The sequence below is a fragment of the Flavobacterium sp. genome (assembly GCF_027531705.1).
Lineage (GTDB): Bacteria > Bacteroidota > Bacteroidia > Flavobacteriales > Flavobacteriaceae > Flavobacterium.
The window spans coordinates 120,237-135,000 of the sequence record NZ_JAPZSP010000018.1 but is presented as its reverse complement, the minus strand read 5'-3'; the positions used below and the strand labels follow the sequence as shown (position 1 = coordinate 135,000).

The following is a 14,764-nucleotide window of genomic DNA, read 5'->3' as shown; positions in this document are numbered from 1 at the left end:
GAAGTTTAAAAGAAGAAAAAAGGTTTATAGATTAAAAATAGTTTAGTAATTTAATATCTTCCTAAACTCTTAAACTCTTAAACTCTTAAACTTTTAAACTCTTAAACTTCGAGACTCCTAAACTAGAACTATGCTAACAATATTAGATAAATATATTCTTAAAAGATATTTAGCAACATTTTCAGTAATGATATTGTTGTTTATTCCTATTGGGATAACAATTGATATTTCTGAAAAAGTAAATAAAATGCTCGAAAACAAAGTTCCGTTTAGCGCAATTGCTTCTTACTATGTTGATTTTACCATTTATTTTGCCAATATTCTTTTTCCAATATTTTTATTTTTATCTATAATTTGGTTTACCTCAAAACTAGCTAATAATACCGAAATTATTGCCATGTTGAGTTCGGGAATTTCTTTCACAAGATTCTTAAGACCTTACATCATTGGAGCTACCATAATATCAATTTTCGCCTTGTTAATGGGACTTTTCTTGGTTCCAAAAGCTAGTGCTGGTTTCAAAAATTTTAGGTATATGTATCTAATTGGTGGTGGTCAAAGTGAAATGCGTGAAAACTCAGATGTGTACAGACAAATTAGTGATAATGAGTATATTTATGTAAGTAACTTTAACGCCGAATCTAAAATGGCATTTAATTTTTCGCTCGAAAAGTTCAAAGGTGACCAATTAGAATACAAGATTTCGGCAGATAGAATAAAATGGAATCCCAAAGACAGCACTTACACTATGTACAATTACATAAAGCGAACAGTCGGACTATTAGAGGATAATCTTGAAAAAGTTGACGAAAAAAATGCAAAGTTTAGCTTCGACTTGGAAGATTTAACTCCATTAGTTTATGTTGCTGAAACGCTTAGTTTATTTGATTTAATAAAATTTATTGATAAAGAAAGAGAACGTGGCTCTGCAAATATTAATGTTTATTTGGTTGTTCTTTATAAAAAATATAGTGTTCCAGTTTCAGCTTTTATTTTAACAATTATAGCCGTAGCAGTTTCTTCCATGAAGCGTCGTGGCGGAATGGGAATTAATCTTGCCATCGGAATTTTACTTGCGTTTGCTTTCATATTTTTTGATAAAATTTTTGGGGTTTTAGCCGAAGAATCTGCTATTCCACCACTAATTGCTGTATGGATTCCAAATTTTGTTTTCGGAATTTTAGCCATTTACCTTTTACGAAATGCAAAGCGATAATCTTAAAAGTTATTTGCATCTTCATTTGATAGTTTTCATTTGGGGATTTACTGCCGTTTTGGGCAAACTTATTTCTTTGCAAGCTGTTGATTTAGTTTGGTTCAGAATGGCTTTTGCTCTCGGATTTATGTTGCTGTATTTCCTTTTTTCAAGAGAATCGTTAAAAATTTCAATTCATACTTTTTTTAGTTTTTTATTTTCAGGAATTGTAATTGCCGCTCACTGGTTTACTTTTTATGAAGCTATCAAAGTGTCGAATATTTCAATAACATTGGCATGTTTGTCAACGGGTGCTTTTTTTGCATCACTTTTAGAACCAATAATTTACCGACAAAAAATAAACTGGATTAATGTTTTTTTAGGGCTTTTTGTTATCTTAGGATTGTATTTTGTGGCTTTCGCCGAAATTATTGATAAATACGGTTTTGTAAATAGTTTCAAAAATGTTTTTAGCGATCCTAACGTAAAAATAGCAGGCGTATTGTTAGCCTTAACAAGTGCCTTATTATCTGCTTTGTTTTCAGTAATTAATGGAAAATTAGCCAAAGAACATAACCCAAATGTAATTTCGTTTTATGAATTGTTAGGTGGCTTATGCTTCTTTTCAATTTATATGTTTTTTACTGATAGTTTTTCTGAAAATTTCTTTTCCATTTCAAAATCTGATATACTTTGGTTATTTATTTTGGCTTCTGTTTGTACAGCCTATGCTTTTTCTGCCTCAATAAAAGTTATGAAATTTTTATCACCTTATACCGTAATGCTAACTATAAATATGGAACCAATTTACGGAATCGTATTAGCATTACTAATCTTCACAGAATCAGAGCAAATGAATTCTTTGTTCTATGTTGGAGCCATTATCATAATCACTTCGGTAGTTATCAACGGAATTCTTAATCTCAAAAAAGTGAATAACTAATATAGTAAAATAGCATTTGTAAAACATAAAATTTTATATTTGTAAATCAAACTAGAGCGACTAAATCAAAACTATTATGGAATATTTAGACTTCGAATTGCCAATAAAAGAGCTTGAAGATCAATTAGATAAGTGTCAAGTTATTGGGCTTGAATCAAATGTAGATGTTACCAATACCTGCAAACAAATTGAGAAAAAACTAGAAGAAACCAAACGTAAAATATATAAAAACTTAACCGCTTGGCAACGAGTACAACTATCTCGTCATCCTAATCGTCCTTATACTTTAGAACATATCACTACTTTAACAAAAGGTACTTTCTTAGAACTTTTTGGTGATAGAGGTTTTAAAGATGACAAAGCGATGATTGGTGGATTGGGTAAAATTGACGGTCAATCATTCATGTTAATTGGTCAACAAAAAGGGATTAACACCAAAATGCGTCAATACCGTAACTTCGGAATGGCAAATCCTGAAGGATATCGTAAAGCATTACGACTGATGAAAATGGCCGAAAAATTCGGAATTCCTGTAGTAACTTTCATCGATACACCAGGTGCTTATCCAGGATTGGAAGCAGAAGAAAGAGGACAAGGTGAAGCAATTGCTAGAAATATTCTAGAAATGTGCCGTCTTAAAGTGCCTATTATCTGTGTTATCGTTGGCGAAGGTGCTTCTGGTGGAGCATTAGGAATAGGTGTTGGAGATAGAGTTTTAATGATGGAAAACACTTGGTATTCTGTAATTTCTCCAGAATCTTGTTCGTCTATTCTATGGAAAAGTTGGGAATATAAAGAACAAGCAGCTGAAGCATTAAAACTAACTTCTGCCGATATGAAAAAACAAAAGTTAGTCGATGATATCATTCCTGAACCACTTGGAGGAGCTCATTATGATAAGCCTACAACTTTCAAAACCGTTGAACAATATATTATGAAAGCTTTTAATGAATTAAAAGACTTATCAACAACAGAATTAGTCACGCAAAGAATGGATAAATACAGCAAAATGGGCGAATATAAAGAGTAAAATCTTATAATTGAGATACTTAATCCGAAGCCTTATCGCTTCGGATTTTTTTTGTCTTGTTAACATGTTTTAAGTTTTTATTAACATGTTTTTCTCACAAGTCATTTTCATTTTTTTCATTTTTTGAACTACTTTAGCAACATGGAAAGTTTTAAAAATATCAACCCAATTAAAGTAGATAAAACTACAATTATCAACCTAGAAAAAGGAAAATTACCACCACAAGCATTAGATCTTGAGGAAGCTGTTTTGGGTGCTATGATGATTGATAAAAAAGGGGTAGATGAGGTGATTGATATTTTGCAACCAGATGCATTTTACAAAGAAGCTCACAAACATATTTTTGAAGCAATTGTTCAGTTATTTACCGATACGCAACCAATCGACTTATTAACCGTTTCGGCTCAACTTAAAAAAAATGCAAAACTTGATTTGGCTGGTGGCGATTTTTATTTAATTCAGCTTACGCAAAAAATATCGTCTTCGGCGCATATCGAATTTCACTCTCGAATTATTCTTCAAAAATATATTCAACGTAGTTTAATCAAAATTTCATCTGAAATTATTGAAGAGTCGTATGATGAAACTACCGATGTATTTGATTTATTGGATAAAGCCGAATCTAAATTATATGAAGTTACGCAAGGAAATATTAAACGAAGTTCTGAAACAGCACAAAGTTTAGTAATTCAAGCTAAAAAGCGAATTGAAGAAATTGCAAGCAAAGAAGGATTAAGTGGTGTGGCAACAGGTTTTGAAAAATTAGATAAAGTAACTTCTGGTTGGCAACCTTCCGATTTGATTATTATTGCTGCTCGTCCAGGTATGGGTAAATGTCTTGGCAAAGGAACTAAAGTTTTGATGTACGATGGTTCTTTAAAAAATGTTGAAGATGTCGTTGAAGGAGAATTACTTATGGGTGATGATTCAACTTCTCGCAAAGTGCTTTCTATAGCTCGAGGTCAAGAAAAAATGTTTTGGATTCACCAAAACAAAGCAATGTCTTACCGTGTTAATGAAAGCCATATTCTGTCTCTTAAAAGAAGTAGAAATGAAGGAAAACATAAAAAAGGCGAAGTTCTAAACATTACTGTAAAAGAGTATTTAGAAAAATCTGATAAATTCAAGTCTAATTATAAAGGGTATAAAGTCGCCGTCGAATTTGAAGAAAAAGAATTGCCTTTAGAGCCGTATTACTTAGGATTATGGCTTGGTGATGGGCATTCATATTCACAAAGAATCACTAATATTGATGAAGAAATTATTAAGTATTTAAATCAATATGCCGAAAAATTAGAATCTGAACTAGTTGAATACCATCAAGAAAACAAAACAACAAATTATTCAATTGTTAATAGAAATAAATTCACTTCAGAAGAGTTTACTACGTGTATTCAATCGGAATTGAGAACTTTAAATTTACTCAAAAACAAGCATATTCCGAGTAAATACCTTGTGAACTCATCAGCAAACAGGCTTCAATTATTAGCAGGAATTATTGATTCGGATGGGTATTATACTAATGAATTTAATTGTTTTGAGATTGTTCAAAAAAATGAAGAGTTGGCAAATCAAATTAAATTTCTTTGTGATTCATTAGGCTTTAGAACTTCTTTAAAAAAGAAAAAAACTTCTATAAAATCAACAGGGTTTGAAGGTGAAGCTTTTAGAATAAGAATTTTTGGAAACCTAAACGATATTCCAACAAAAGTTGAAAGAAAAAAAGCAAGAGAATGGAGTTCTAATGTTGATTGGAAAGTAACTGGAATCAAAGTAGAGTTTGACAAAGTTGATGATTATTATGGATTTGAAATAGATGGGAATCGCTTGTTTTTACTTGAAGATTGTACAGTAACGCACAACACCGCATTTGTACTTTCAATGGCAAGAAATATTGCTATCGATTTTGGACATCCTGTTGCTTTGTTCTCGCTTGAGATGTCTTCGGTTCAGTTGATTACTCGTTTAATTTCCTCTGAAACTGGTTTGTCTTCCGAAAAATTAAGAACTGGAAAACTTGAAAAACACGAATGGGAACAACTTTCTATCAAAGTTAAGAACTTAGAAAAAGCACCTTTATATATTGATGATACACCATCACTTTCTATTTTTGATTTAAGAGCAAAAGCAAGACGTTTGGCTTCGCAATACGGAATCAAATTGATAGTAGTCGATTACCTTCAATTAATGACAGCTGGCGGAAGCAACGGAAAAGGTGGCGGAAATCGTGAACAAGAAATCTCAACAATTTCCCGAAACTTAAAAGCTTTAGCAAAAGAGTTGAGTGTGCCAGTAATTGCATTATCACAGTTATCACGTGCGGTTGAAACACGTGGCTCGAGCAAACGACCATTACTTTCAGACTTACGTGAATCGGGTGCGATTGAGCAAGATGCCGATATCGTTTCATTTATTTACCGTCCAGAATATTATAAAATTGATGAATGGGATGACGAAGAACAATCACCAACGCAAGGTCAAGCCGAATTTATCATCGCAAAACACCGTAATGGTTCACTAGAAAATATCCGATTGAAGTTTATTGGAAACTTAGGTAAATTCGATAATCTTGACGAATATAGCGGTGATGACTACTTGCCATCTACAATGAATTTAGGACAAGACGACAATCCTTTTATTACTAAAAATCTTCCTTCTGCCAATGAAGCTTTCGGAAGCAATTTGAATAGTAACGATGAAGATAGTGATGTTCCGTTTTAAAAAAATAAATTTCCCGATTCGTCGGGATTTTTTATGTTTTTCTTCACATTAAATCTAGTATCTTTGACACATCCGTTTTAAATAAAAAGAATAGAATGGCATTTCAAAAATCAATACTAGCAATCCTTTTACTAATTTCCTTTTCTGTAAAGGCAAATTTTATTTTGTTGCCTATGGATGATGTTTCTCAAAAAAACCATCTAAAAGCATACGGAATTACGTATTGGTGTTTGGATAAACAATACAAAGCCAGTTGGTTGTTGAACTATCGTGGTGGTTCTTTCTTATTGCCAGATGCACCCGAAATTAGAAAAGAATGCCAAATTAGAGGTGTAAGTTTTGAAATACTTTCTGATAGTGAAGCCAACGTAATTCTCGAAGATATTTCGTCACCATCGCAAAATATGGAAACAGTTGTGTTAGAAAAAGCACCAAAAGTTGCTGTCTACACTCCAAAAGGAAAACAACCTTGGGATGATGCTGTAACGATGGTTTTGACGTATGCCGAAATTCCATTCACGCCAATATATGACGAAGAAGTATTGTCGGATCAATTGCTTTTATACGATTGGTTGCACTTGCACCACGAAGATTTTACTGGTCAATACGGAAAGTTTTTTGGTGCTTATAGAAATGCACCTTGGTATATCGAACAGAAAAGAGATGCAGAAGCTTTAGCAGCAAAACTTGGTTATTCCAAAGTTTCAGAGGAAAAACTGGCTGTTGCCAAAAAAATTCGTGATTTTGTAATTGGTGGCGGTTTTATGTTTGCCATGTGCTCGGCAACCGATAGTTTTGATATTGCGCTTTCTGCCGAAGGTGTTGATATTTGCGAACCTATGTTTGACGGCGATCCAAGTGAAGCCAGTTACCAATCCAAAATTGACTATTCTAGAACATTTGCTTTCAAGGATTATATTTTGGATAGAAAACCCGAACATTATGAGTTTTCAGATATTGATATGACCGAAAAAAGAAAACTTCCTATGGAGAAAGATTATTTCACTTTGATGGATTTTTCAGCTAAATGGGATGTGATTCCGAGTATGTTGTGTCAAAATCATACTTCTTTGGTAAAAGGATTTATGGGACAAAGTACCGCTTTTGAAAGAGAATTAATCAAATCGAATGTGTTGGTTTTGGGTGAAAACGAGTTGAATGGTGAAGCTCGCTATATTCATGGTCAAAAAGGAAAAGGGTTCTTTACTTTTTTTGGTGGTCATGATCCTGAAGATTACCAGCATAGAGTAGGTGATGAGCCAACTGTTTTAGACTTGCATCCAACTTCGCCAGGATTTCGTTTGATTTTGAATAATGTTTTATTTCCTGCTGCTAAAAAGAAAAAGCAGAAAACGTAGAATATTTTAGATAATTTCTAATAGTTCTACTGAAATTTGAATGTTTCGCCGCTTCTCGTCAGTTGTAAACTTCGGAACTGATTTTTTTCTGTTAAAGATAATATTTCTTGCGAAACGTAAACGTGAATTTACCACAAAATACGCAATCTTGCCGAACACCTGTTAGCGGTAGTTAATATTGGTATTGAGTTACTATCATTTTTTTGTTTATTTGGTAAATTAAAATATTGAAATCTACGAAATAAATAGAATTCAAGTCTCTATTTAAAATTTCCTTAGCCTTTCCAGTAACTAAATCAAACAATATTATATCGGAATTTCTCACTATGCACAGAACTGTATCAGTTAAATAATGAGTGAAAAGTTCATTATATTCCCAATATCCAAAATCAGTTTTGAATATTATATTCGGTTTTTTGTTGTTATCAATTGAATATTCACAGATAGAAATGTAATCATTTAAATTCTTATCTCTTTCATAGAGAAGCAAAATAAACTTTTCACCTTTTGAATTAAAAGTCAAATTATGGAAAGCTCCATCAAAGTCTAAATCATCCATATCATATAATAAGTCCAAATTTGATAAGGAATTGATTTGATATATTTTTACACCTTGTACCCCATAATTAGCATGAACAGTAATAAAAGAAAATTGATTTGATACATTTGTGCTTTTTAAACATTCTATATATTCATATCCATACCAGTCTTTTTCTATTTTTTCCAACTCATCATGTAAATCACTACTTAAAATTTCTTTATTGTCTTTATAAAATTTACAATTAGCATCATAGCTATGATGTTCATCTGTAAAAAAAACTTCAATAAAATTGTCATTGTTTAAATTCAACAATATTTCTTTTCTATTATTTGATAATGTTTTCTGTAAAATATTATGACCATTTATGTCAAAGAGAAAACATTGTATATTATGATAATCTCTGCAAATTATTTCAAATGAATTATTTACTATTATATATTTGAAATGAGTAATTTTTTCGATTCCAGAAAAATTAATATTTAGTTTAATTTCATTTATAAACTTCATATCAATTGTAAAAACCGATATAATCCAATTTTCAAAAAAGTAAATTTTATTTGTTTCTTTATTATAATCTATTGATTGCATTTGATTCTTGATTTTCGTTATAATTATCGCTAACTCATTTATACAAACCATAAATTATATGATTTTCTAGTATTTACAAGTCAGTCAATAACAAATATAAGTAAAAATGTTTATTGAGTTTAAATTAAAAACCCCAAATTCCACTATAGTTGTATTGGAATTTGGGGTTCATTAGCCCTGATTACCTCACTGAGGCTTTTATTTTTTATTGGTGTTCGGTGAACACTTCGTGTTTGGAGCGGCATCCTTTTCTTTTTTTCTTTAAAAAAGAAAAGATAGAGCGGATAGTAGGATTAGCTTCTAAAAAAACTATTTATTATTATCAATTATATAGTTCAAAACTTTGGTCATCAAGTGTACTCTGTCTTTTCCAGTCACATTGTGTTTGTGCATTGGGTAAGGGAAAAAATCGACTTGTTTGCCAGCTTCTACGAATTTTTTAACCAATGCTAAATTGTGTTGTTCCACCACAACATCATCGCTAGTTCCGTGAATGAGGAGCAGTTTTCCTTTCAAATCTTTTACATAATTTAGAACGCTTGCTTCGTCAAAACCTTTTTGGTTTTCAGCTGGCGTGTCCATATATCTTTCGCCGTACATTACTTCGTACCATTTCCAGTCAACCACTGGTCCGCCGGCAACACCCACTTTGAAAGCATCTGGTTTTCTAAGCATTAACGAACTCGTCATGAATCCGCCATAACTCCAACCGTGGACAGCTAAACGATTTCCATCAACATAAGGCAATGATTTTAAATAGTCTACACCTTTTATTTGGTCTTCAATTTCGTTAGTTCCACATTTTCCATGAATCACACTTTCAAAAGCAAATCCGCGATTGTCAGAACCGCGATTGTCAACTGTAAATACTAAATAACCTTGTTCTGCCATCCAATACATCCACAAATTGGCGCCATCCAAATAGGAATTGGTAATCATTTGCGCATGTGGTCCGCCATAAACATACACCATAACTGGGTATTTTTTGTTAGGATCAAAATTGCTTGGTTTAATTAATCTTGTGTATAAATCGGTTGTTCCATCGGCTGCTTTTATTGTTTTGATTTCGGCTGTTCCCATTTCGTAACCGTCGTATTTGTTTTTGCTTTCTAACAATGTGGTAGCTTTTAAACTTTTGTTATACAACAATGATTTTGAAGGTGTTGAATGATTAGAAAATTCATCAAAAATCCAATTATAATCAGAAGAAATGGCTACATTATGAACGCCTTCGTCTTTGGTAATCAGGGTTTGTTTTCCTTTTAAATCAACTTTGTAAACCAACATATTGGTAGGATTAGCACCAGTTGCTTTAAAATAAATTTCGGTTCCAGCTGTATTTGCACTAATGATTTCTCTTGCTGGAAATTTGTTATTTGTCAATTTTTTAATCAATTTTCCATCGATAGAGTAGTAGTATAAATTTTGAAAACCATCTTTTTCGCTATGCCAAACGAAGTTGTTTGATTTTTCATTTGGAAAAAAGGCATCGTGTTCTGGTTCAACCCATTTGTCGCTAGTTTCGTTTAAAATAGTTCTAACAAATGCTCCCGAATTGGCATCGTAAACATTCAAACACATATCATTTTGACCACGGTTTAATTCGGCAATCAAAACATATTTTTCGTCTGGCGTCCAAGAAAGATTGGTTAAATAATCATCAGCATTGTTTTTTGGTTTAATGAAAACCGTTTTTCCAGTTGAAAGATTGTAAATTCCAACTCTAGGTTTTTCCGATTTTTGACCAATCATAGGATATTTTATTGAAACTAATTTTCCTGGTGTTTCATTAATGTCTAATAATGGATAATCGGCAACTTCTGTCTCGTCTTTTTGGTAAAAAGCTAAATAAGAATATTTTGGCGACCAAAATATTCCACCTGAAATTCCAAATTCGTTTCTAGAAATAGTTTGTCCCGAAACAATTCCTTTGTTACTTTCATTAGTTACAGTAATCTTTTCTTTGTTTTTATTGAAGAAAAATAAATTGTTTCCTTCAGTAAATGCTAAGTTTTGTTTTGCTTTATCAAATGTTTGATTTTCGGCAGTTTCAGCAGTTTCTTGAATACTTTTTCCCGATTTTGAAGTCAAAGAATAAGTATAATATTTTCCATTTTCTGAAACTAAAATAGTTGAAGCATCTATCCATTCAACACCAGAGAAATTTCTCAATTTAGTTCCTAAAGCTGAATTGATTTCGGATAAAGTTGCTAATTCAGAAGCTTTTGAATCGGTTGTTGTAGCCGACATCATTTTGGTCCAAGCATCTGTGTAATAAACATATTTGTTAGTGTTCGGAATCCATTGAAAACCAGTTAATTTATCAGCTCCAAATTTTCTTCCTTGTTGTAAAACGCCGTCTTCTAGAGTGATTTTTTTCAATTGCGCTTGAGAAGTAAACGCAATAAATAAACTAAAGAATAGTATAATTTTTTTGTTCATAATGTATTTTGTTTGTTGTGGTAAAGTTATAAAAAAAGGATAATGTTAGTTAGACTAAAACCATTATCCTTTGTTACAATTTGTTAATCTTCTTCGATTTCAAATTCAGCATCTTTTTCCCAAATTTCCATTTCGCATGGTTTACAATTGAATTTTAGTTTGTATTCCAACTCACCTTGTTTCAAAACTAATGGTTCTTTTAGCTTGGTTTCCATAGTATCTTTATGGTATTTTGGACATTTTTCTAGTTCGTATTTGATGCAATATTTGGTAGTCATTACACGAGATTTTCCAGGATCCCATTGCAATTCGAATGCTTTTTCAATTTCGGTTACACCATGACGTTCGTAGAATTTTCTAGCTAATTTATTGGCAACATTATACATAAAATCCAATTTGGTTTCTGGATAAGGATGTGATGTTTTTACCAATTGATGTTCCTCTCTATGGTAATTTGCTAATCTAATTTCGGATAATTGTTCGAATACTGTTCTTCGCATTTCATTGATTTTTGAAATAGGAAGGAACCAATTTTGAGAGAAAACAACACTTATTTCATCGGCAACATAAGGCGTAAAACCAGTTTTCGCTAAGTTTATTTTGAAATTTTCTTCTATCGATTCGTTATTTTTAGTAGTTTCTTTTGGATGAACTAAGGTTACTGAACTTACATTTCCGTCTTCATCAGTTGCAGTTAATTCGAAACCATTTTCGTTCTCAAATAATAATAAAGAAGTACTAATTTTTCTAACGGCACTGTCTTCCCGTTCTACAATTTTGATAAAAGCAGCATCGTTATTTCTATAAATGAAAGTTCCGTCTTTAATTTCTTTTAGAACATTTGGATAGACAAATCCATTTTCAGCACGATTTACATAAATTCCGTCGGCTTCGTTGTTTTCGTTTATGAAACAAAGTCCATCGCCATTATTTAATAAATGTCCGTTTTCAATTTCATAAGAATTCCCAACCGTTTTAATTAGTTTTCCAATGTATTGACCTTTTGATTTTGGACTTTCCCAAGAACCAATGGCTTGATGTCTTTCGTTTACAAAATAGTCAGTATAACCACGATTGAAACTTTTATCTAATGAAGATTCAAAAGTGTAAGTACATTTTCCAGATGAAGCTTTTTGATATTTATCGCCATTTTGTTCTAGAAAAGCATCTAATCTCTGACGTAAATAAGACACATTATTTTTGACATAAACGATATCTTTCAATCGTCCTTCAATTTTAAATGAAATAACTCCAGCTTCAATAAGATTCGGAATTTGATCGGAAACATCAAAATCTTTTATAGATAGTAAATGACTATTCTTGATTAAAGTATCGCCGTGACCATCAATTAAATTATAAGGCAAACGACAGTTTTGCGCACACGAGCCACGATTGGCAGAACGTTCACCATTGGCAACACTCATATAACAGTTTCCGCTGAAAGAAACGCACAATGCACCAGTTACGAAGAATTCTAATTCAACATCGCTTGCTTCACTAATTTCTTTTATTTGATGCAAATTCAATTCACGAGCCAAAACCACACGTTTCATTCCAGCATCTTTTAGGAACTTTATTTTATCTGCGTCACGATTATTAGCTTGTGTACTCGCGTGAAGAACTATTGGAGGCAAATCCATTTCCATGATTGCCATATCTTGAACGATAAGTGCGTCAACACCAATATCATACAATTCGAAAATCATTTTTCTACAAGTTTCTAATTCGTTGTCGTATAATATAGTATTGATTACAACAAAAACTTGAGCATTGAATAAATGGGCATATTTAACTAATTCTGCTACATCTTCAATAGAATTGGTAGCGTTAGAACGAGCTCCAAACTGTGGCGCGCCAATATAAACTGCATCGGCACCGGCATTTATAGCAGCCATTCCGTGAATTAAATCTTTTGCAGGAGCAAGAATTTCTATTTTCTTCTTCATGTATTAAGTCCTTAAATAAAAGTGTGCAAAGGTCTTACATTTATCTGAGAAATCTAATGCTAAATTAAATTTTTATAAAAACTATTACTATGAACTATCGATGGATTAAAATTTAATTAACTACTAAAAATAAATTTGTTGAATTTCCATCGGCTGAACCTTTATTGGTGGTTTTAAATTGAGGTTCAATCCAATATTGTTCATCAATTACAAATTTGAAATAACCTTTGTAGTCTTTTGCGCCAATTTTACTTTTTGGAATTGTAATTTGATAAGAATTATTACTGGTTTTAGTAAGTTTGAATTCTGGATTTTTGAAATCCCACTTGTTGAAATCTCCAGCGACATTTATTGATTTAATAGTTTCAAGTTCTTCTTTTGTGAAAATTTTAGAACCATTATTTCCATTACCAACAATTTTATTCGATAAATCGAAAATGAAAGTTACAGTTTCTTTGTTTTGAGTAAATCCTTCAATTGTTTTTTTATTGTTTGGCTTAAATCCAATTGATTTCAAATGTTTTTCATAGCCTGATTTTCTTAAAAAATCAGCTACAACATTAGCATTTTCGTAATCTAATTCAATGATTTCTTTAACGGCTAGTTTTTTATCTTTTGCATTATTGTAATAATATTTACAAATGGTATAACCAACAGCATAGCCCAAATCTGAACATGGCAAGAGTGGATTTCCACCTGTTCCAATCCAATTTGATTTTGCTTTTCCGTTCATTTCATTGTAAAATACAGACCAAATTTCTAATTCATTTTTTTGATAAAAAGGAATGTAATTTGTTGGATAACTTCCGCAGACTATTTCTGCAACGAAATCGCATGTGCCTTCTAATATTGCATTTCCTAGTAAATTAGTTTTATTCTCGTTTTCTAATTTTTGTTGTGTGTGCACATATTCATGAATATTTAAACTTACCAATCTAGTATCATCGGATGCGTCAAAAATTTCTCGCAACCAATTGTCCTCAAAATCTGATGTACTAACGGATTTATCGCCAAGTGCAATTTCGGTACCAATTAAAACTTTGTCTTTTTGAGTTGTTCCACCTGAATTAATTCTTCCAATTAGGAAATAGATTTTAGAATCTTTTAAATCAGGATATATTTTTTTGAAGTTTAAAATTTGAGTTTCAAGCTCTTGTTTTTTAAGTTTTAAAAGTCTCATTCTTGGGCGAAGTGTTTCCCAATAGCTAGGCAATTTCTCAATTAATTCTACTAAAATTTCTGGTGAGGCATGACGTTCTTCAACAAATGCTTTTAAACCTTCGGAACCTTTATCAAAGTAAAGGCGTTTCATAATGGCTATTTTTTTCTCTTTACTAGTTTGTGCTTTAACGCTATCAAATGCAATCCAAAATCGGTCAACATCATCCATTACTATTTTTTGCGATTGGCTAAATCCAAATAAAAAAGATAAAGAAGAGACGATTAATAAAAAATATTTTTTCATGATTAGTTGTATTTATCTGAAAGACAATTTTTTTTACTATTTGTTACATATATCATTTACAATTTTCAAATGATGATTGGTATGTAATTTTAAAAACCATTCCGTTGATTTTTTATTCAAATTTCCAAAATAAGGATGCGGAAAATAACAATTTTTATCAAACGAATCCCATTCTTGAAGTACTGATTTTACTTTTTGTAAACTTGATAATAGTGATTCTTTGGTTATATTTTCATCAGGTAGAACTACTTTTGGAGCTTTGGCTTTGCCTCTTGGAATAAAACCTAAAATTGAAATAAACAATTTACTTTTATTTAATTTCCATCGATACTCTTGCGGATTAGAGTTTTTAACAGCTAAAACAATTTGATAAATAGTTTTCAAACTATGTTCAATTTGCCAACCAACTGTGGAATTCGAAATTGAAGAATTTGCCTTTTCGTAAAAAGGAATTTTAGATTCTAGCTGGGAAATGAGGTTTTGTAAATTTTGCATGGAATAAAATTATAAAAAAAATCCCAAAAACCGATTGGAA

General features: G+C 31.6%; 10 protein-coding genes. 5 read left to right on the top strand and 5 right to left on the bottom strand.

Translation table 11 applies throughout. The annotated features are described in order from the left end of the window. The first annotated feature begins 130 nt into the window (after positions 1 to 130). From O9267_RS06355 to O9267_RS06335, 5 genes are all read left to right on the top strand, one after another. A complete protein-coding gene (locus tag O9267_RS06355) occupies positions 131 to 1,216 on the top strand; it encodes an LptF/LptG family permease (RefSeq protein ID WP_298177284.1) in 1,086 nt (361 codons plus the stop codon). Beyond that, positions 1,203 to 2,138, top strand: a complete 936-nt coding sequence (locus O9267_RS06350) for a DMT family transporter (protein WP_298177281.1) — start codon at positions 1,203 to 1,205, stop codon at positions 2,136 to 2,138. The genes O9267_RS06355 and O9267_RS06350 overlap by 14 nt, the downstream gene beginning before the upstream one ends. Positions 2,139 to 2,214: 76 nt before the next feature. Next, the gene (locus O9267_RS06345) at positions 2,215 to 3,168 is read left to right on the top strand and encodes an acetyl-CoA carboxylase carboxyltransferase subunit alpha (RefSeq protein ID WP_298177279.1); all 954 of its coding nucleotides are present in this window, start codon (positions 2,215 to 2,217) and stop codon (positions 3,166 to 3,168) included. A gap of 141 nt (positions 3,169 to 3,309) precedes the next feature. After that, on the top strand, positions 3,310 to 5,889 hold the full coding sequence (gene dnaB / locus O9267_RS06340; protein WP_298177277.1) for a replicative DNA helicase: 2,580 nt from the start codon (positions 3,310 to 3,312) through the stop codon (positions 5,887 to 5,889). A 95-nt stretch (positions 5,890 to 5,984) separates the two neighbouring features. Beyond that, a complete protein-coding gene (locus tag O9267_RS06335; RefSeq protein WP_298177275.1) occupies positions 5,985 to 7,247 on the top strand; it encodes an asparagine synthetase B in 1,263 nt (420 codons plus the stop codon). A 172-nt stretch (positions 7,248 to 7,419) separates the two neighbouring features. On the opposite strand, the gene O9267_RS06330 is transcribed toward O9267_RS06335, so the two are convergent. The 5 genes from O9267_RS06330 to O9267_RS06310 all read right to left on the bottom strand — a co-directional run bounded on the left by O9267_RS06330 (position 7,420) and on the right by O9267_RS06310 (position 14,724). Then, on the bottom strand, positions 7,420 to 8,376 hold the full coding sequence (locus tag O9267_RS06330; protein WP_298177274.1) for a hypothetical protein: 957 nt from the start codon (positions 8,374 to 8,376) through the stop codon (positions 7,420 to 7,422). A 309-nt stretch (positions 8,377 to 8,685) separates the two neighbouring features. Further along, positions 8,686 to 10,818, bottom strand: coding sequence for a DPP IV N-terminal domain-containing protein (locus O9267_RS06325; RefSeq protein ID WP_298177272.1), 2,133 nt, complete (start codon positions 10,816 to 10,818; stop codon positions 8,686 to 8,688). 83 nt (positions 10,819 to 10,901) lie between these two features. Then, positions 10,902 to 12,764 (bottom strand): U32 family peptidase, encoded by a 1,863-nt coding sequence (locus O9267_RS06320; protein ID WP_298177270.1) that lies wholly within the window; start codon positions 12,762 to 12,764, stop codon positions 10,902 to 10,904. Positions 12,765 to 12,876: 112 nt separating this feature from the next. Then, positions 12,877 to 14,229 (bottom strand): DUF2268 domain-containing putative Zn-dependent protease, encoded by a 1,353-nt coding sequence (locus tag O9267_RS06315; RefSeq protein ID WP_298177268.1) that lies wholly within the window; start codon positions 14,227 to 14,229, stop codon positions 12,877 to 12,879. A 36-nt stretch (positions 14,230 to 14,265) separates the two neighbouring features. Next, complete coding sequence (locus tag O9267_RS06310) at positions 14,266 to 14,724, bottom strand: DUF1569 domain-containing protein (protein ID WP_298177266.1); 459 nt, start codon at positions 14,722 to 14,724, stop codon at positions 14,266 to 14,268. Positions 14,725 to 14,764 lie beyond the last annotated feature (40 nt).

Bases quoted from the DNA above. Each gene is read 5' to 3' on its own strand.
- O9267_RS06335 (WP_298177275.1), top strand. From the start codon at position 5,985: ATGGCATTTCAAAAATCAATACTAGCAATCCTTTTACTAATTTCCTTT.
- O9267_RS06345 (WP_298177279.1), top strand. From the start codon at position 2,215: ATGGAATATTTAGACTTCGAATTGCCAATAAAAGAGCTTGAAGATCAA.
- O9267_RS06325 (WP_298177272.1), bottom strand. From the start codon at position 10,818: ATGAACAAAAAAATTATACTATTCTTTAGTTTATTTATTGCGTTTACT.
- O9267_RS06330 (WP_298177274.1), bottom strand. From the start codon at position 8,376: ATGCAATCAATAGATTATAATAAAGAAACAAATAAAATTTACTTTTTT.
- O9267_RS06320 (WP_298177270.1), bottom strand. From the start codon at position 12,764: ATGAAGAAGAAAATAGAAATTCTTGCTCCTGCAAAAGATTTAATTCAC.
- O9267_RS06315 (WP_298177268.1), bottom strand. From the start codon at position 14,229: ATGAAAAAATATTTTTTATTAATCGTCTCTTCTTTATCTTTTTTATTT.
- dnaB (WP_298177277.1), top strand. From the start codon at position 3,310: ATGGAAAGTTTTAAAAATATCAACCCAATTAAAGTAGATAAAACTACA.
- O9267_RS06355 (WP_298177284.1), top strand. From the start codon at position 131: ATGCTAACAATATTAGATAAATATATTCTTAAAAGATATTTAGCAACA.
- O9267_RS06350 (WP_298177281.1), top strand. From the start codon at position 1,203: ATGCAAAGCGATAATCTTAAAAGTTATTTGCATCTTCATTTGATAGTT.
- O9267_RS06310 (WP_298177266.1), bottom strand. From the start codon at position 14,724: ATGCAAAATTTACAAAACCTCATTTCCCAGCTAGAATCTAAAATTCCT.